14 protein-coding genes, 1 pseudogene and 1 other annotated feature are annotated in these 18,715 nt (G+C 52.4%); of the genes and pseudogenes, 9 read left to right on the top strand and 6 right to left on the bottom strand.

Annotation, left to right across the window (positions count from 1 at the left end; translation table 11 throughout):
• Both trpD and AAH450_RS05885 read right to left on the bottom strand, forming a co-directional pair.
• A pseudogene (gene trpD, locus AAH450_RS05890) lies at positions 1-1,594 on the bottom strand (bifunctional anthranilate synthase glutamate amidotransferase component TrpG/anthranilate phosphoribosyltransferase TrpD).
• Positions 1,594-3,156: an anthranilate synthase component 1 gene (locus AAH450_RS05885; protein WP_342909343.1), complete on the bottom strand. Its 1,563-nt coding sequence runs from the start codon at positions 3,154-3,156 to the stop codon at positions 1,594-1,596. Before AAH450_RS05885 ends, trpD begins: the two are co-directional and overlap by 1 nt.
• A 25-nt stretch (positions 3,157-3,181) precedes the next feature.
• Positions 3,182-3,281, bottom strand: a sequence feature (Trp leader region).
• Positions 3,282-3,441: 160 nt separating this feature from the next.
• On the opposite strand from AAH450_RS05885, the gene rnm reads away from it, so the two are divergent.
• Positions 3,442-4,317: an RNase RNM gene (rnm, locus tag AAH450_RS05880; protein WP_342909342.1), complete on the top strand. Its 876-nt coding sequence runs from the start codon at positions 3,442-3,444 to the stop codon at positions 4,315-4,317.
• Positions 4,318-4,350: 33 nt separating this feature from the next.
• Complete coding sequence (locus AAH450_RS05875; protein WP_318790290.1) at positions 4,351-4,971, top strand: L-threonylcarbamoyladenylate synthase; 621 nt, start codon at positions 4,351-4,353, stop codon at positions 4,969-4,971.
• Positions 4,972-5,068: 97 nt separating this feature from the next.
• Here the strand turns inward: AAH450_RS05875 and AAH450_RS05870 are convergent, their stop codons facing one another.
• Positions 5,069-5,695 carry a serine protease family protein gene (locus AAH450_RS05870; protein ID WP_342909341.1) on the bottom strand — a complete coding sequence of 209 codons (627 nt, stop codon included), beginning with the start codon at positions 5,693-5,695 and terminating at the stop codon, positions 5,069-5,071.
• An 888-nt stretch (positions 5,696-6,583) separates the two neighbouring features.
• Between AAH450_RS05870 and rluB the strand changes: the two genes are divergently transcribed.
• A complete protein-coding gene (gene rluB / locus AAH450_RS05865; protein ID WP_342909340.1) occupies positions 6,584-7,453 on the top strand; it encodes a 23S rRNA pseudouridine(2605) synthase RluB in 870 nt (289 codons plus the stop codon).
• A 133-nt stretch (positions 7,454-7,586) separates the two neighbouring features.
• Here the strand turns inward: rluB and cobO are convergent, their stop codons facing one another.
• Both cobO and AAH450_RS05855 read right to left on the bottom strand, forming a co-directional pair.
• A complete protein-coding gene (cobO, locus tag AAH450_RS05860; RefSeq protein WP_342909339.1) occupies positions 7,587-8,177 on the bottom strand; it encodes a cob(I)yrinic acid a,c-diamide adenosyltransferase in 591 nt (196 codons plus the stop codon).
• Positions 8,177-8,938: a YciK family oxidoreductase gene (locus AAH450_RS05855; protein WP_342909338.1), complete on the bottom strand. Its 762-nt coding sequence runs from the start codon at positions 8,936-8,938 to the stop codon at positions 8,177-8,179. The genes cobO and AAH450_RS05855 overlap by 1 nt, the downstream gene beginning before the upstream one ends.
• 216 nt (positions 8,939-9,154) lie before the next feature.
• On the opposite strand from AAH450_RS05855, the gene sohB reads away from it, so the two are divergent.
• Positions 9,155-10,204, top strand: coding sequence for a protease SohB (gene sohB, locus AAH450_RS05850; RefSeq protein WP_342909337.1), 1,050 nt, complete (start codon positions 9,155-9,157; stop codon positions 10,202-10,204).
• 29 nt (positions 10,205-10,233) lie between these two features.
• Here sohB and AAH450_RS05845 read toward each other — a convergent pair whose 3' ends face one another.
• Positions 10,234-10,482, bottom strand: a complete 249-nt coding sequence (locus AAH450_RS05845) for a DUF2498 family protein (protein WP_342909336.1) — start codon at positions 10,480-10,482, stop codon at positions 10,234-10,236.
• Positions 10,483-10,891: 409 nt separating this feature from the next.
• Here AAH450_RS05845 and topA point away from each other — a divergent pair, with 409 nt between their 5' ends.
• From topA to acnA, 5 genes are all read left to right on the top strand, one after another.
• Entirely contained in the window at positions 10,892-13,501 is a 2,610-nt protein-coding gene (gene topA, locus AAH450_RS05840) for a type I DNA topoisomerase (protein WP_342909335.1), read from the top strand.
• A 203-nt stretch (positions 13,502-13,704) separates the two neighbouring features.
• Positions 13,705-14,679 carry an HTH-type transcriptional regulator CysB gene (gene cysB / locus AAH450_RS05835; RefSeq protein ID WP_318790282.1) on the top strand — a complete coding sequence of 325 codons (975 nt, stop codon included), beginning with the start codon at positions 13,705-13,707 and terminating at the stop codon, positions 14,677-14,679.
• Between the two features lie 503 nt (positions 14,680-15,182).
• The gene (locus tag AAH450_RS05830; protein ID WP_342909334.1) at positions 15,183-15,341 is read left to right on the top strand and encodes a YmiA family putative membrane protein; all 159 of its coding nucleotides are present in this window, start codon (positions 15,183-15,185) and stop codon (positions 15,339-15,341) included.
• A gap of 2 nt (positions 15,342-15,343) precedes the next feature.
• Positions 15,344-15,508 carry a hypothetical protein gene (locus AAH450_RS05825; RefSeq protein WP_342909333.1) on the top strand — a complete coding sequence of 55 codons (165 nt, stop codon included), beginning with the start codon at positions 15,344-15,346 and terminating at the stop codon, positions 15,506-15,508.
• Positions 15,509-15,988: 480 nt separating this feature from the next.
• On the top strand, positions 15,989-18,688 hold the full coding sequence (gene acnA, locus AAH450_RS05820) for an aconitate hydratase AcnA (RefSeq protein WP_342909332.1): 2,700 nt from the start codon (positions 15,989-15,991) through the stop codon (positions 18,686-18,688).
• The last annotated feature ends 27 nt before the right edge of the window (positions 18,689-18,715 follow it).

The raw sequence follows: 18,715 nt of genomic DNA, 5'->3' as shown, positions 1-18,715 counted from the left end.
TTATCCTCTTGCTGCAAGCGCAACAACGCGTTCATAGGGCTGACCGCTGCGAATGGTGCGCAGGGCCTGCTGAGCGTTCTCACGTAAATCTTCATGACCAAAAATCTTCAACAGCAGGGCGACGTTAGCGGCAACAGCCTCTTCGTGCGCGCGCTCGCCCTTACCCTGGAGTAATCGCGTCAGAATGTCACGGTTTTCTTCAGGCGTGCCGCCAGCCAGCGCTTCCTGGGGATGAGAGTCGAGGCCAAAATCTTCCGGCGTCAGCTGATAGCTGGTAATTTCACCTTCGCGCAGTTCGGCAACATGGGTCGCGCTGTGCAGCGCCACTTCATCCATGCCGCCGCCATGAACCACCGCCGCACGTTTATAGCCCAGCACCTTCAGCGTCTGAGCAATGGGCAGAACCAGCTCCGGGCTGTAGACGCCAATCACCGCCAGCGGCGGGCGGGCGGGGTTGATCAGCGGGCCAAGCACATTAAACAGCGTGCGGGTTTTCAACTGCTGACGCACCGGCATGGCATGGCGGAAACCAGTGTGATACTGCGGTGCAAACAGGAAGCAGACATTCAGCTCATCCAGCGCCTGACGTGCCATTTCAGCAGGCAGATCCAGGCTGATGCCAAACGCCGCCAGCAGATCGGAAGAGCCGGACTTGCTGGAAACGCTGCGGTTGCCATGCTTCGCCACTTTCAGCCCGCAGGCCGCTGCCACAAAAGCGCTGGCTGTTGAGATATTGATGCTGTTGCTGCCGTCGCCGCCGGTGCCCACGATATCGGCAAAGGCGTAATCCGGGCGCGGGAAGGGTTTTGCATCTTCCAGTAGAGCGGTGGCTGCGCCAGCGATCTCTTCGGGCCGTTCACCGCGAACCTTCATGGCGATCAGCGCCGCGGCCAGCTGCGTGGGTTCAAGCTGACCGGTAATAATGGCAGAAAAAAGCTGGTGGCTCTCTGCCTGTGTCAGGGTTTTCGCCTGGTAAAGTTTTTCCAGAATAGCGTTCATCGCATGCTCCTTTTTATTATGCCAGCGCCCAGGCGAGGGTTTGTTCCAGAAGGCGTGCGCCCTGGGTGGTCAGGATCGATTCCGGGTGGAACTGAAATCCGCAGACCCGATCTTCGTCATGACGAACGGCCATCACCATGCCGTTGAAGGTGGCGTTTACCGTCAGCTCTTCCGGCACGTTACTGCCTACCAGCGAGTGATAACGGGCTACCGGCAGCGGGTTGGGCAGGCCGGCAAACATGCCGCTTTCGTCGTGAGTGATGGCAGAGGCCTTGCCATGCAGAATTTCGCCTGCCTGACCAACGTGCCCGCCATAAGTTTCCACTATCGCCTGGTGACCCAGACAGATGCCGATAACTGGCAGGCGTCCACGCAGGCGATTCAGCAGCTCTGGCATGCAGCCCGCTTCCGCCGGAGCGCCAGGGCCGGGCGAAAGCATCAGTACCGGGTTTTCCATCGTCTGAAGGCGTTCAATCAACGTCTCTGCCGGGACGTTGTTGCGGTAGATCACCACGTTATGGCCAAAGGCGCGTAACTGGTCAACGAGGTTGTAAGTAAAGGAGTCAATATTGTCGAGCAGCAGGATATCGGCCATCAGAAAATCTCCTTGCAGTGATGAGCAGTGGCAATGGCGCGCAGCACCGCGCGGGCCTTATTGCGGCTCTCATCGGCTTCCGCCTGTGGAACAGAATCGAGCACTACGCCAGCGCCAGCCTGGACGGTGGCTATGCCATCCTCCACGTATGCTGAACGGATCACGATGCAGGTATCAAGATCGCCGCTGGCAGTGAAGTAGCCTACTGCGCCGCCATAGCTGCCACGACGGGTACCTTCAGCACCGGCAATCAGCTGCATGGCCCGCACTTTCGGCGCGCCGCTAAGCGTGCCCATATTCATGCAGGCGCGGTAGGCATGCAGCACGTCCAGGTCTTTACGCAGCGTTCCCACCACGCGGGAGACCAGATGCATCACAAAGGAGTAGCGGTCAACTTTAGTCAGGTCGGCCAGGTAGCGGCTGCCTGGCTCACAAATTCGCGCCAGATCGTTACGAGCCAGATCCACCAGCATCAGATGCTCTGCCAGCTCTTTGTGGTCTGTACGCATTTCCAGCTCAATACGGCTGTCGAGATCGCGGTCCAGTGACCCATCAGCATGGCGGCCACGCGGGCGCGTACCGGCAATGGGATAGATTTCAATTTTGCGGCTGGTGGCATCATATTTCAGCGAGCTTTCCGGAGAAGCACCAAACAGGCTGAAATCCTGGTCCTGCATAAAGAACATGTAAGGGCTGGGGTTGCTGTTCTTCAGCGTGTCATAAGCGGCCAGCGGAGAAGGGCAAGGCAGCGAGAAACGCCTTGAGGGCACAACCTGGAAAATCTCACCGATGCGGATCGCTTCCTGCATCTGGCGCACCACGCGGCAGTACTCTTCATCGCTCTGGCTTTCGCTCAGCGCCATCTCTTCTACTTTCTGAACCGGCAGGGGTGGCGCTGGCTGTAACATCTGCGTATGCAACTGCTCGATGCGGCTCTGTAACCGCAGGAATTCAGTGGGGGCTGGTGTAAACAGCGAGGCTTGCAGGCGAGAAGTCTGGCTCTGATGGTCAATCACCAGCAGCGTCTCGGCCAGATAAAAACAGTAGTCCGGGCAGCGTTGCTGATTCTCCAGCGGCGGCAGATCTTCGAAGCTGGCTACCAGGTCATAGGCAAACAGGCCACCAAGCAGCATCGCTTCACGCTCCTCTTCCGGGCTGTTCACCAGATGCGGGATAAGGCGTAAAGCGTCAAAAACCGAGGTGGCTTTCAGCCGGGAATCTTCATCCTGGACTTCAGTGTTAGCCGGAAAGGTCAGTTCGCGGCCATCGGGGCGGACAGTGCTCTGCACGGTGGCAGGAAGCGCAGCGTCAAGCAGCGGCAAAATAGCGCGCCCATTTTCAGAGAGCGCCTGCACACTGACGGTGTTTCCCTGCGCCTTGATGCGCAACGCGCTGTCCACAATCAGCAGGCTTTTCAGATTACGTTTGCTGTCGATATCAGCGGACTCCAGCAGCAGCGTCGCCGGACGGGCGCCGCACAGCTGATGGAAAACGGCAGCCGGATCCTCGCGATAGGGTGCGTTGCCGGTTATCAACTTCACTGTAGGTTTGGCATTTTGCATGAGGTCACTTCTCTGAATTTTGCTTAAAAAAAAGCCCGCTTTTGGCGGGCCTGGGTATCTGCACAACGTCTGGTTGCGTGCAAGACTCCTTCGCCCATTCAGGGTGAAGTGCGCCACCAACCTGTCATTACCGTCTGCGTCATAGTCATGATTACAATACCCTTGCATGTGAACTTGCGTACTAGTTAACTGGTTCGTGACAAAAAAGTCAACACTCTTTTTCCCCAGGGCAAACTAAACCTGGTTATCATGTTGTGACATTCATTACCCAATGCCGGAGCCGTTTTGACAGAGTCAACCCCGCTTAATCCCTATCCCATCCATGACTTACACAGCCATACCCGCGCTTCAGATGGCTTACTCACGCCGGAAGAGTTGGTGCTGCGTGCGGTAGAACATCGGGTTGGCGTGCTGGCAATAACCGACCACGATACGGTTGCAGGGGTTCAGCCGGCTCTGGACGCCGTGGCTAAACACCAGCTTCCGCTGAAAATTATGGCTGGAGTGGAAGTCTCCACGCTGTGGGAGAATCACGAAATTCATATTGTCGGGCTGGGCGTGGACATTACTCACCCGGTGCTGACCGCATTTCTGCATGAGCAAAACACCCGCCGGCTGGCCCGCGCAGAGCTGATTGCCGAGCGGCTGGAAAAAGCGCGAATCCCTGGTGCGCTGGCAGGAGCGATGGCTCTGGCAGAAGGCGGCGCTATTACCAGGGGGCATTTCGCCCGTTTCCTGATAGCCGAGGGGAAAGCGGATAATATGGCTAAAGTGTTTAAAAAATATCTCGCCCGTGGCAAAACCGGCTACGCTCCGCCACAGTGGTGTACAATTAAACAAGCTATTGATGCCATTCATCATTCTGGCGGGCGCACGGTGCTGGCGCATCCCGGCCGCTACGGCCTCTCCGCGAAGTGGCTAAAGCGACTGATTGCCCATTTCAGCGAGGAGGGCGGTGATGCAATGGAGGTGGCTCAGTGTCAGCAGGCGCCGGATGAGCGAACTCAGCTGGCACGTTATGCCCAGGATTATCAGCTCGCTGCATCACAAGGTTCCGATTTCCATCAGCCTTGTCCCTGGATTGAGCTGGGGAAAAAATTATGGCTTCCTGGCGGCGTTGAGGCCGTGTGGCTGCGCTACCCGGAAATTGTACCCGCATAATCGCTGGCGGGTGCGGCAGACAAGAGGTTAGTTATGAGTCAATTTTTCTATATACACCCGGAAAATCCACAGCCAAGGCTGGTCAAACAGGCCGTTGAGCTACTGAATAAAGGCAGCGTGATTGTTTACCCGACGGATTCAGGGTACGCGCTGGGGTGCAAGCTGGAAGACAAGAATGCGATGGAACGCATCTGTAGGATCAGAAAGCTGGATGGGAACCACAATTTTACGCTGGTGTGCCGCGATCTCTCGGAGCTTTCTACCTACGCTCACGTGGATAATACGGCTTTCCGGCTGATCAAGAACAACACGCCGGGCAATTACACCTTTATTCTGAAGGCCACCAAAGAGGTGCCGCGTCGTTTAATGAACGATAAGCGTAAAACAATCGGCTTACGTGTTCCTTCCAACCCGATTGCGCTGGCTTTGCTGGAGCAGTTAAATGAACCCATGATGTCCACCTCGCTGATGCTGCCGGGCAATGACTTTACCGAGTCCGATCCCGAAGCGATTCAGGAGAGCATAGGTAAACAGGTGGATTTGATTATTCATGGCGGCTACCTGGGGCAGCATCCTACTACTGTGATTGATTTAACTGAAAACAGCCCGAAAGTGGTGCGCGAAGGCGTGGGCGACGTTCAGCCATTCTTATAACTCTTTCAGGCTCGTCGGCCAATCTGTTCTGCCACGAGCCTGTAAGTCCGCAGAGGCATCATTCCTCTTTTTACTTTCCCTTCAGGCTTTATTTGCATTAAGTCGTCGATTTGCTCAGCCACTCTTTAAAGTCCTTGTAGGGGATATAGAGTGAGACATTCTTAAGGGGGACTGCTGTATTTTTATGGCGTTTAATTTCACTGGTAAAGCCCACAATCACCCCACCAATAGTGTCGTCCTTGTTATAAACCGCGCCGCCTGACATTCCTTTAACCACGCCCGCATCAGAGACCATGGCGACGCAGGGGCGTTTATTCCACTCATTACGAATACCAGTAAGAGCCAGATTAACGCCCGAAGACTCAACCGGCATGGCGGTAATAAAACTGTAACCGTACATTTTAACCGGTTCACCTATATCACCATTGCGGAATTTGGGCAGGGTTTTAATATCATTCTTGTGGTAGATAATCGCGAGGTCGCAGTAGGGGTGATAAGCCTTTACGCGCTGCACGGAGAGCTTAGCGACATGCGCCGCCGTCAGGCTGTATTCCGGGGTGAGAGGAATGCTGGTGCCCAGCGCGCCGATGCCCAGAATGGTAGGAATGCCGGTGAAATTCATATCCACCCGTTTCATGGCTTCACTGCTGTACTCATATTTACCCACAGAGCAGCCGGACAGCATTAGCGCCGCTAATGCGGGTAAGATCGCTATTTTTTTCATATTTTTTTACGCTTTGTCGGACACGTCAGTAAATCCCTGGTGAGGAGAGATGACGTGTAATGCCGATGCTGATACGGGATCAGCGTTTTTTTTGAGGAGTCATGCCCCTCTTATTAATTAATAAATCTTAATGTTACTGCTTTTATATTTATGGACTTAAGCTAAATTATAATAATTTTTAACAATCCATTTTTTAAAGTAATCTGAATTGTCTGATTGAATTCTACACAAACTTATTAACGGCGCAAATTAATAAACGTTCTTCATCGTTAAAAAAAGTGATGATCCAGAATTAAGTCAACCTGCTATTTAAATAGTCTGTTTATTTGATGTTGAGTTCGTTAACCGAAAGGTTTATTTAGATTACCGCAGAATTAAAATCTGTTGGGCATCCAAAATCAGGTGTTAACAACTATCTATTCTTTTAACGCTGGTACGTCACGCTACCCGAAGGCCATTTATCTTTATTTTTAATTTAAATGCAGGGCGGGCGGGAGAAGAGGGGGAAATAAGGGTAAATAATAATCTTTATCACTGTGGCTTTATTAATTAACAAGATAGTAACATTGCTGATTTTTTACAGGGAAATCATTAACGTGGTACACCCTTCGCCCGGAGTGTTTGTTCAGTATCGTCACTGCTTTCGGGAATTCTGGCGCTCATTACGGAATTTTAAGCTTCGAAGCCGTGAAAGGCTGCGCTCAGGCACTGCCTGCGGGTGCGTATAGCGTTATCAATAAAGATGAACATAGTGTAGAATGCGCTTCCCCTGAAAAGGGCAGAGATTTGCCAGGGTGTACGCGCAGGGCGCGGCACAGCAGACTTTGCCGCCGGACACGGGCCACTTGAATAGCATGACGCCTGGGAAGGCGACACAGAGGTAGCGCCATGAGCGAAAAATTACAGAAAGTATTAGCACGCGCCGGGCACGGTTCCCGCCGCGAAATTGAAACCATGATCTCTGCCGGACGCGTCAGCGTGGACGGCAAGCTGGCGACGTTGGGCGACCGCGTTGAATCCAGCCCTTCTATTAAGATCCGCGTAGATGGCCACCTGGTCTCCGTAGCGGAATCCACCACTGAAGTCTGCCGCGTTCTGGCTTACTACAAGCCTGAAGGCGAGCTTTGTACGCGTAACGATCCTGAAGGTCGTCCAACCGTTTTTGACCGTCTGCCTAAATTGCGCGGCGCCCGCTGGATTGCCGTAGGCCGTCTGGATGTGAATACCTGCGGTCTGCTGCTCTTTACCACTGATGGTGAACTGGCAAACCGGCTGATGCACCCGAGCCGTGAAGTTGAAAGGGAATATGCGGTTCGCGTATTCGGCGCTATTGATGATGATAAGATCAGACAGCTGAGCCGCGGCGTACAGCTGGAAGATGGTCCTGCTTCTTTTAAAACGCTGAAATTTACCGGCGGAGAAGGGATCAACCAGTGGTATACCGTAACGCTGACAGAAGGTCGTAACCGTGAGGTGCGCCGTCTGTGGGAATCCGTCGGCGTGCAGGTCAGCCGTTTGATCCGTACCCGCTACGGCGATATCACGCTGCCGAAAGGGCTGCCACGCGGTGGCTGGACGGAGCTGGAACTGGCTCCAACCAACTATTTACGTGAGCTGGTTGGTCTGCCAGCAGAAACCACCAGTAAGGTGGCGGTAGAGAAAGATCGCCGTCGCACCAAAGCGAATCAGATTCGCCGCGCGGTCAAACGCCATTCGCAGGTAAGCGGCACTCGCCGTCCTTCCAGCAAACGTGGCTGATTAGCTTTTCCGCAGCAGTAAAAAAGCCCCTGATGCAGCGCATCCGGGGTTTTTTTTTAGCTGTTGAGTGGCAGGTGACTGAGCAGCGTGCAAGTCAACGGGTGCGCTATCGTCGGTTAATCCCCTGGGGGAATTACCAGTCAATACCTTGCTGTGCCTGAATCCCTGCATCAAATGCATGTTTCACCGGACGCATTTCGGTAACGGTATCGGCTAACTCCAGGATTTCGCGATGACAGCCTCTGCCGGTGATAATCACGCTTTGATGAGCGGGGCGGCCTTTCAGTGCGGCAATCACCTCTGCCAGAGGGAGATAGTCATAGCTGACCATATAAGTCAGCTCATCCAGAACCACCAGATCAAGGCTCTCATCCTGCAACATCCGCTTGCCATGCTGCCAGACCTGGAGACAGGCTTCAGTATCCGTTTCACGGTTTTGCGTATCCCAGGTAAACCCGGTAGCCATAACCTGGAACTCTACGCCCTGGGGTTCCAGTAAATTGCGTTCTCCGTTGGGCCACTCTCCTTTTATAAACTGAATGACCCCGGCACGCTTCTGATGGCCTACGGCACGGGTGGCAGTGCCAAAAGCTGCGGTGGTTTTCCCTTTGCCGTTGCCGGTGAAGACCATCAAAATACCGCGAACTTCCGTGGCTGAAGCGATGCGGGCATCAACCTTCTCTTTCAGCTTCTGCTGACGCTGCTGGTGGCGCTCTTCAGCCATTATTCTGCCGCTCCCGGTTTACGACCGGGCTGGGCATCGTAACTGATACCCGTTTTTCGTTTACTGTCATCACCCATCAAATAAAGGTAGAGCGGCATAATGTCCGCTGGCGTTTTCAGCTTGTGCGCATCTTCTTCCGGGAAAGCACTGGCCCGCATTTTTGTGCGCGTACCGCCGGGATTGATACAGTTTACCCGCAGATGCTTGCTGTCATATTCATCTGCCAGCACCTGCATCATGCCTTCAGTGGCAAATTTTGACACAGAGTAAGCGCCCCAGCCTGCACGCCCCTGACGTCCCACGCTGGAGGTGGTAAAGACCAGTGAAGCTGAAGGGGATTTCAACAGCAGCGGCAGCAGCGCCTGGGTCAGAAAGAAGGTGGCATCTATATTGACCCGCATCACCTGCTGCCAGACGACGGGATCCTGCTTGTCCATGGTCACAATCTCGCCCAGCAATCCTGCGTTGTGCAAGACGCCATCGAGGCGGGGAACCTGGGCAGCGACTTCTTCAGCCAGCTCCCGGCAACGCTCAGGCGTGGCCTGCTCTAAATCGAGGAGAAAAAAGTGCGGTCTCTCTTTTCCGGTTGCGGCAATCTCATCCGCTACCCTCTCTAATTTCTGCGCATTACGCCCCAGCAACAAAACCTGGGCACCATAGCGGGCGTAGGTCAGGGCGGCTTCGCGGCCAATGCCGTCGCTGGCTCCGGTAACAAGGATAATATGGTCGGTGAGTAAGTTATCTTTAGGTTGATAGTGCACGGTGAACTCCTCTGGCGGGAACCTGGGGCATACGGTGAACCTGCCGGTAAACCCTTGCCCGCAATCGATAATGTGCTTTATGCCCTAATTTACAGAGCAGTTCAATGTTCAGCAAAGGTAAAAGCGTGCGCTAACGCCGGGAATCTGACGACGTACTCCAGCGACTCGGCTACAATAGCAGCCTGATCTAATATCATGTAAATAAAGGCGGAATGAGTGGAATTACTCTCTTATTATGGGCTTTTTCTGGCCAAAACGATCACCGTGGTGGTTGCCATTGCAGCAATTGCGGTGTTGATCACCAATCTGGCGATGCGTAAACGCACACAATCTGGTCAGCTTAAACTCACCAACCTGGGGGAACGCTACCAGGAGATGAAAGATGAGATGATGCTTGCAAAAATGAAGCATCAGGATCAAAAACTGTGGCACAAAGAGCAGAAGAAGAAAAATAAGCTGGAAGCGAAAGCCACCAAACAGCGCGCTAAGCAGGGATTAAAACCGGAGAGCGGCAAGCCATCACTCTTTGTGCTGGACTTCAAGGGCAGCATGGATGCCCATGAAGTCAGCTCCTTGCGTGAAGAGATTTCAGCCGTGATGGCCGTAGCAAAACCAGAGGATGAGGTACTGCTGCGTCTGGAAAGTCCGGGTGGCGTGGTTCACGGCTATGGCCTTGCCTCTTCACAACTCCAGCGTCTGCGCGAAAAGGGTATTCGCCTGACCGTGGCTGTTGATAAGGTGGCGGCCAGCGGGGGCTATATGATGGCCTGTGTGGCAGATCGCATCGTTGCCGCGCCTTTCTCCATCATCGGCTCTATTGGCGTTGTTGCCCAGATCCCTAACTTTAACCGTCTGCTGAAGCGGAACAATGTTGATGTGGAACTGCACACCGCTGGCGAATACAAACGTACGCTGACGCTGTTTGGTGAAAATACCGACCAGGGGCGCGAGAAGTTTCGCGAAGATCTGAACGAAACCCATCTGCTGTTCAAGCAGTTTGTTCATCAGATGCGTCCTGCGCTGGATATAGACAGCGTGGCGACGGGCGAGCACTGGTTTGGCACCCAGGCGCTGGAGAAAGGGCTGATTGACGCTATCGGCACCAGCGACGATCTGATCATCGACCAGATGGCTAATCACGAAGTGATCTCCGTGCGTTACACCCGCCGTAAGAAAATGATGGACCGTTTTACCCAAAGCGCTGCGGTTGGCGCAGAACGTCTTCTGCTTCGCCTCTGGCAGCGTGGTGAAAAACCTCTGCTGTAACGCTTTCAGCGTCCGTTATGCGGACGCTGCTACTTTTTAAGCGTGTAGTTGGGTGAAAGTTGCACCGTTAAATATTTAAACACGTTAAACACCACCATACTCTTTTCCCCAGGCAAGCCCTGTTCATCCAGAAAATAGTCTCCGCGGAAAATAAGCAGATCACCTTTTTGCTCCACGTCAGTTGCGGCTAATCCCCTGAAATAATCTTTATGGTCGGCAATCATCTCATTCGCCAGTGCCAGTAAATTATCTCGATCTATCGTCTGGGTCTGATTCATGTTTTCTCTCCTTTATAGTAGACGCGCGTAAAAGAGTATATTACCTCCCGCAGGGTAAAAACCACAATGTCAATGCGGGCATGCAGCAGGTAACTCTTTTTAACCAACTTTCTGGCGGAAATGGCAGGCAGATGCTAATTAAGTTGCGTATCAGATTTTATCAGGTACAGTGTGGGCGTTTCAGTTTCCGGGCGTAAAAGTGGCATTACGCAATGTTTGAAATGCACTGAACAGGTTGTAAAAGGTGTCGTTAATCAGCAAGTTGGCTCTCTGAGTTGGGAGCATCAACAGGGCAGTAAAACACCGGGTTGAAAATCATTAACCCCGTGGCCATATCGTTAACGCGTCTCGCTTGCCCTGGCAAACGGCACAATTTACTCTCGGATGTTTTAATCAGGTAAAGGTAATTATGGGTAAAGCTCTCGTAATAGTTGAGTCCCCGGCAAAAGCCAAAACAATCAATAAATATCTCGGAAACGACTACGTGGTAAAGTCCAGCGTAGGTCATATCCGGGATTTGCCGACCAGTGGATCAACAGTTAAAAAGAGCGCTGACTCTACAACCAGTAAACCAGCCAAAAAAGTCAAGAAAGATGAAAAGGCGGCGCTGGTCAGCCGCATGGGCGTCGATCCTTATCACGGTTGGGAAGCGGACTACCAGATTCTGCCAGGCAAAGAGAAAGTGGTTGCAGAGCTGAAGTCTCTGGCCCAGAACGCCGATCATATCTATCTCGCAACGGACCTTGACCGCGAAGGGGAAGCCATTGCCTGGCACCTGCGGGAAGTGATCGGTGGCGATGATTCACGCTTCAGCCGCGTGGTCTTTAACGAAATAACCAAGAATGCTATTCGTCAGGCTTTTGAAAAGCCGGGCGAACTCAATATCAACCGCGTCAACGCGCAACAGGCACGCCGTTTCATGGACCGTGTGGTGGGCTATATGGTCTCACCGCTGCTGTGGAAAAAGATTGCCCGCGGCCTCTCCGCTGGACGTGTTCAGTCCGTCGCTGTGCGGCTGGTGGTGGAGCGTGAGCGCGAAATCAAAGCCTTTGTGCCTGAAGAGTACTGGGAACTGCATGCCGATCTGAACACGCCAAAAGGCATCGGCCTGCCAATGGAAGTCACGCATCAGCATGACAAACCCTTCCGCCCGGTTAATGGCGACCAGACTCATGCAGCAGTCAGTCTGCTGGAAAAAGCCCGCTATGTGGTGGCCGATCGCGAAGATAAGCCAACCAGCAGCAAGCCGGGCGCACCTTTTATTACCTCCACGTTGCAGCAGGCGGCGAGCACGCGTCTGGGCTACGGAGTGAAGAAAACCATGATGATGGCGCAGCGTCTCTATGAGGCTGGACACATCACTTATATGCGTACTGACTCTACCAATCTGAGCCAGGATGCGGTCGGCATGGTACGGGGTTATATCGAAAGCGAGTTTGGCACCAAATATCTGCCAAAAGCCGCCAACGTTTACACCAGCAAAGATAACTCTCAGGAAGCGCACGAAGCGATTCGTCCTTCTGACGTCGCTATCCAGGCCGAGCAGTTAAAGGATATGGAAGCGGATGCACAGAAGCTTTATCAGCTGATCTGGCGTCAGTTTGTCGCCTGTCAGATGATGCCGGCGCAATATGACTCGACCACGCTGACGGTGACTGCCGGTGATTTCAAACTCAAGGCAAAAGGGCGCACGCTGCGTTTTGATGGCTGGACGAAAGTGATGCCTGCGCTGCGCAAGGGCGATGAAGATCGGACCTTACCCCCAATTGAAATAGGGGAAGAACTTAAGCTACAGCAGCTCAAGCCAAGCCAGCACTTTACCAAACCACCGGCTCGCTTCAGCGAAGCTTCGCTGGTGCGTGAGCTGGAAAAACGCGGTATCGGACGTCCTTCAACCTACGCATCGATTATTTCGACCATCCAGGATCGTGGCTATGTCCGCGTGGAAAGCCGTCGTTTTTATGCGGAAAAGATGGGCGAAATCGTGACTGACCGTCTGGAGTCTAACTTCCGTGAGCTGATGAATTATGACTTCACCGCCCATATGGAAGACAGCCTGGACCAGGTAGCGAATAACGAAGCGCAGTGGAAAGGCGTGCTGGACAAGTTCTTTGCGGACTTCAGCCAGCAGCTGGAGCAGGCGGATAAGGATCCGGAAGAGGGCGGCATGCAGCCTAATCAGATGATCCTGACCTCAATCGACTGCCCAACCTGCGGTCGTAAAATGGGGATCCGCACCGCCAGCACCGGCGTCTTCCTGGGCTGTTCAGGCTATGCGTTGCCGCCAAAAGAGCGCTGCAAGCAGACCATCAATCTGATCCCTGAGAATGAAGTGCTGAATATTCTTGAGGGTGACGATGCGGAAACGAACGCGCTGCGCGCCCGTCGCCGCTGCCAGAAATGTGGCACCGCCATGGACAGTTACCTGATCGATAATCAGCGCAAGCTGCACGTCTGTGGTAACAATCCCGGCTGTGATGGTTATGAAATCGAGCAGGGCGAATTCCGCATCAAAGGCTATGACGGCCCGGTAGTGGAGTGTGAGAAGTGTGGTTCAGAAATGCACCTGAAAATGGGGCGTTTCGGCAAGTACATGGCCTGCACCAACGACGAGTGTAAAAACACCCGTAAGATCCTGCGCAATGGTGACGTTGCGCCACCGAAAGAAGATCCGGTTCCGCTGCCAGAGTTGGCTTGTGAAAAATCGGATGCTTATTTTGTCCTGCGTGATGGCGCAGCTGGCGTCTTCCTTGCGGCCAACACTTTCCCTAAATCCAGGGAAACGCGTGCGCCGCTGGTGGAAGAGCTGCAACGCTTCCGCGATCGTTTGCCAGAGAAGCTGCGTTATCTGGCCGATGCGCCAGCCAGTGACGAAGAGGGTAACAAATCGGTGGTTCGCTTCAGCCGTAAAACCAAACAGCAGTATGTCAGCACCGAGAAAGACGGGAAGGCAACAGGCTGGTCGGCGTTTTACGTTGACGGCAAATGGGAAGTGACTACCAAAACCTCGAAAAAGTAAGCTGATGGGCCAGCACTCGCTGGCCCTCTCTCCTCTCTGCTCGCTATACATCCTTTTCATATTTGGTATAGTGGTTATAGAAATTCCTTTCTTTATTATCAAATCGCATTAGACCGGGTCCATCAGTGCTGCGGCGGTGTCTTCACGGCTTTTGCACGGCCAGGCGTTAAGTGCGTGGCTTCAAACCTCAAATGGAATGAAAAATGAAATTGCAGCAGCTGCGTTATATCGTTGAAGTGGTGAATCACAATCTTAACGTCTCCTCCACCGCTGAAGGGCTTTATACGTCACAACCTGGTATCAGTAAGCAAGTCCGTATGCTGGAGGATGAACTGGGTATCCAGATTTTTGCCCGCAGCGGTAAGCACCTTACTCAGGTTACCCCGGCAGGGCAGGAAATTATTCGTATTGCCCGTGAAGTGCTCTCTAAAGTTGATGCAATCAAATCTGTGGCGGGCGAGCATACCTGGCCCGATAAAGGCTCGCTCTACGTTGCCACAACCCATACACAGGCTCGCTATGCTTTACCCAATGTGATTAAAGGCTTTATTGAACGCTACCCGCGCGTCTCGCTGCATATGCATCAGGGTTCGCCCACGCAGATTGCAGAAGCCGTTTCTAAGGGGAATGCTGACTTTGCCATTGCCACCGAAGCACTGCATCTCTATGACGACCTGATTATGTTGCCGTGCTATCACTGGAACAGGGCGATTGTGGTCACGCCCGACCATCCCCTGGCGGGCAAAGCGAAAGTTTCCATTGAGGAACTTGCAGAATATCCATTAGTGACCTATACGTTCGGTTTTACGGGCCGTTCTGAACTGGACACCGCCTTCAACCGGGCCGGGCTTACCCCGCGCATCGTCTTTACCGCCACCGATGCTGATGTAATTAAAACCTATGTACGCCTGGGCCTGGGTGTTGGGGTCATTGCCAGCATGGCGGTAGACCCTGTCTCCGATCCCGATCTGGTTCGTATCGAGGCAACTGATGTATTTAGCTTTAGTACGACCAAAATCGGCTTCCGTCGCAGCACCTTCCTCAGGAGCTACATGTATGACTTCATTCAGCGTTTTGCGCCTCATCTGACGCGCGATGTGGTTGATACTGCTGTAAGTTTGCGTTCCAACGAAGATATAGAAGCGATGTTTAAAGATATCAAATTGCCCGCCCGATAATTTCCCCCGTGATTGCTATCGCTAAGTCAAGGCCACTTTTGTGGCCTTTATTAATAGATTGGTACTTTCTATTACTCTCATCGATAAAAGCTTTTAATTCTTTTTACGTAAATGAAACATGTATCACATGTTTTTTCTTTGTTATTCATTAAATGAGAAATGGTACACACTTTTCACCCGAACACTTTGCGTATGGTTAGGATGATTCTCATACTCTGGTTATAGAGTGACGGAGAGGGGCGGTTCTTAAGGCTGAGTAAAGTTTTCTCCAGAAATGATTGGATCTGAAAGGGAGTTTAAACGCGGTTATTTGGGTTAGAACGTAATTAATTGACTTAAGTTTGATTAATCACAAAGGATATAGTTTTTCTTGTTTGATTAATCTCTTTAATCGTTTTGTTCAATAAAAATTACTGGATTTCGCCCAAAATAATGTTTAGGATTCATCCTAATTTCTGATTGGTTCAAACAATCGTTTTCAATGAGAGTGATTATCAAAAACTATGGCTACTAGATTATCTGTACAACCCGACTTTGGACACAAAACCATCAAGGTTCAGCGTACCAGCAGTCTGAAACGCAAGGCCTGGTTAGCGGTATTCGCCGGTTCAGCGCTGTTTTGGATTGTTGTTGCATTCATGATCTGGCGTGTATGGGGTTAACTATGTTCTTACAAACTCTGAATCAGAAAACGCAACAAACCAACAAGATGAAAGAACGTTATTGCAAAGGCAAAAATGCGGATGAAGTTGCTATTCCAGACGCGTGGGGCCTGAGTGAATTACAGCGTAATTTTATTGATTCCATGATCGATAAGAAAGCGAAGTAACAGCCGCACTTTTCAGCCGGTGCGTTAAGATTTTTATATAATCAAAAATTTGACTTTAATTGCCAACTTTATGGCCAGGCACCTTTATGCCTGAATGATGGAAAAGCCATCAATAAACGGTTAAGCCTTTATCTCTAAAGGTTTTGATTCAAGAACATTTTTGGTCCTGGCGGCCTGAGGGAGTGAAAAAAATGAATTTAACTCAAATGACCTGGTTTAGTACCTGGACTTTCTCAGCCTTATTCTGGACAAGCGCCGTCTGGGTCGGTTTGATGATGCATTAATAGTGCATAGTTAAACAATTCATCTTTATATAAAAACGCCTCGCTGGAATATCCCGCGGGGCGTTTTTACGTTCAGGGGCCTCTCCTTTATAGTCGTTTCGTGTTGTTATCAAAACGTTACTTCTCGTTTGTACTATCTTTAAATCAAACCCTGTAATGTCTCAGGTTATGTTCAGAGATCCATGAAGGAGGAGCGATGTCGTCTACCCTACATAATAAAGCCAGGGCTACACTGGATGTCAAAGGCCAGCGTTATACCTATTACAGCCTGCCCCAGGCCGCTGAAGAACTGGGCGATCTCTCCCGCCTGCCCAAATCCTTAAAAGTCCTGATGGAAAACCTGCTGCGCTGGCAGGATGAAGATTCTGTCACCGCAGAGGATATTGCCGCTCTGGCGGGCTGGCTTGCCCATGCGCACGCTGACCGGGAGATTGCCTATCGTCCGGCACGTGTATTAATGCAGGACTTTACCGGCGTTCCCGCCGTGGTCGACCTGGCCGCCATGAGAGAAGCCGTGAACCGGCTGGGCGGCGATGTGGCCAAAGTAAATCCGTTATCCCCGGTTGATCTGGTAATTGACCATTCGGTTACCGTTGACCATTTTGGCGATGATGATGCATTTGAAGAGAATGTGCGCCTGGAAATGGAGCGCAACCACGAGCGCTATGTTTTCCTGCGCTGGGGACAGAAAGCATTTAATCAGTTCAGCGTGGTGCCACCAGGTACGGGCATCTGCCATCAGGTCAACCTTGAATACCTCGGCAAAGCGGTCTGGCATGAAACCACAAATGGCGAAGAGATAGCTTATCCCGATACCCTGGTCGGAACCGACTCGCACACTACCATGATCAATGCTCTGGGTGTGTTAGGGTGGGGCGTGGGGGGTATTGAGGCAGAAGCTGCCATGCTGGGGCAACCCGTCTCTATGCTGATACCTGACGTAGTAGGGTTTAAGCTAACCGGAAAATTACGACCTGGCATCACCGCAACTGATTTAGTCCTGACCGTGACTCAGATGCTGCGTAAACATGGTGTAGTGGGTAAATTTGTTGAATTCTATGGCGATGGACTGGCCGATCTGCCTCTTGCCGATCGCGGTACCCTTGCCAATATGGCCCCTGAATATGGCGCAACCTGCGGCTTCTTCCCGCTGGATGAAGTGACTATTGGCTATATGAAGCTCACCGGCCGCAGCAGCGAACAGGTAGCACTGGTAGAGCATTACGCCAAAGCGCAGGGGCTGTGGAGAAATCCTGGCGATGAACCTCTCTTCACCAGTACCCTGGCGCTGGATATGAATGATGTGGTGGCCAGCGTTGCCGGGCCAAAACGGCCGCAGGATCGCGTTTCGTTAGGGGATGTCCCCAAAGCCTTCCAGGCCAGTAATGAGCTGGAAGTTAATCAGGCGCTGAAGCAGCATAAAGAAGTCACCTACCACGACAGCAAAACGGGCCAACAGCATACGTTGAAAGATGGCGCTGTGGTCATCTCCGCTATCACCTCCTGTACGAATACCTCGAATGCCAGCATCTTGATGGCTGCCGGGCTACTGGCGAAAAAAGCGGTGTCGCTGGGGCTGAAACGTCAGCCCTGGGTCAAAGCCTCGCTTGCGCCTGGCTCCAAAGTGGTATCGGACTATCTCGCCGCCGCGCGCCTGACGCCCTATCTGGATAAGCTTGGCTTTAATCTGGTGGGCTATGGCTGCACCACCTGCATTGGTAACTCGGGGCCGCTGCCGGATGAAATTGAAAATGCCATCAAAGAGGGCGATCTCACCATGGGGGCGGTGCTCTCCGGAAATCGCAATTTTGAAGGACGAATTCACCCCTATGTGAAAACCAACTGGCTGGCTTCGCCGCCGCTGGTGGTGGCCTATGCGCTGGCCGGGAATATGAATATCAATTTACAGGAGGATCCGCTTGGTGAGGATCAATCTGGCAACCCTGTCTATCTCAAAGATATCTGGCCTTCACCGGAAGAGATAGCTGAAGCAGTGCAGCTTGTCTCTACCGAAATGTTCCATAAAGAGTATGCCGAAGTGTTCACAGGCACGCCTGAATGGCAGCAGATCAAAGTCAGCGAAGCCGCTACCTATGACTGGGACGAAGGATCGACCTATATCCGGCTTTCGCCTTTCTTTGATGATATGGAAAAACAACCCAAGCCGGTTGAAGATATCCACGGCGCGCGCATCCTGGCGATACTGGGTGATTCGGTCACTACGGATCATATTTCGCCCGCAGGCAGTATCAAAGCGGAAAGTCCGGCAGGACGTTACCTACAGGCGCATGGGGTTGAGCGCGGCGATTTTAACTCCTACGGATCCCGTCGTGGTAACCATGAGGTAATGATGCGCGGCACGTTCGCTAATATCCGCATCCGCAATGAGATGGTGCCGGGGGTGGAAGGGGGCGTCACGCGTATGGTACCGGGCGACGAGCAGCTAGCCATTTATGATGCAGCGATGAAATATCAGCAGCAGGGTACGCCGCTGGCGGTGATTGCGGGCAAAGAGTATGGTTCAGGATCCAGCCGCGACTGGGCAGCAAAAGGCCCGCGCCTGCTGGGTATCCGGGTGGTTATTGCAGAATCCTTTGAACGTATACACCGTTCAAATCTGATTGGGATGGGGATCCTGCCGCTGGAGTTCCCGGAGAATGTGACCCGCAAAACGCTGGGGTTAACCGGCGATGAGCAGATTGATGTGGAAAACCTGACTCAGTTGAAACCGGGGGGCACGGTAAACGTCACCCTGACCTATAGCGACGGGCGGAAAGAGACGCTGGCGACACGGTGCCGCATTGATACCGGTAATGAGCTTACTTATTACCAGAACGACGGTATCCTGCACTATGTAATCCGTAACATGCTGAGCGACAAACCCGCTGCGGCATAACTCAGAGCCAGCAGCAAAGCACTCTGC

It is taken from the genome of Erwinia magellanica (assembly GCF_039023495.1).
Taxonomy (GTDB): domain Bacteria; phylum Pseudomonadota; class Gammaproteobacteria; order Enterobacterales; family Enterobacteriaceae; genus Erwinia.
Note: the sequence above shows the minus strand (reverse complement) of the source record. Positions and strands in the feature narration are given on the sequence as shown.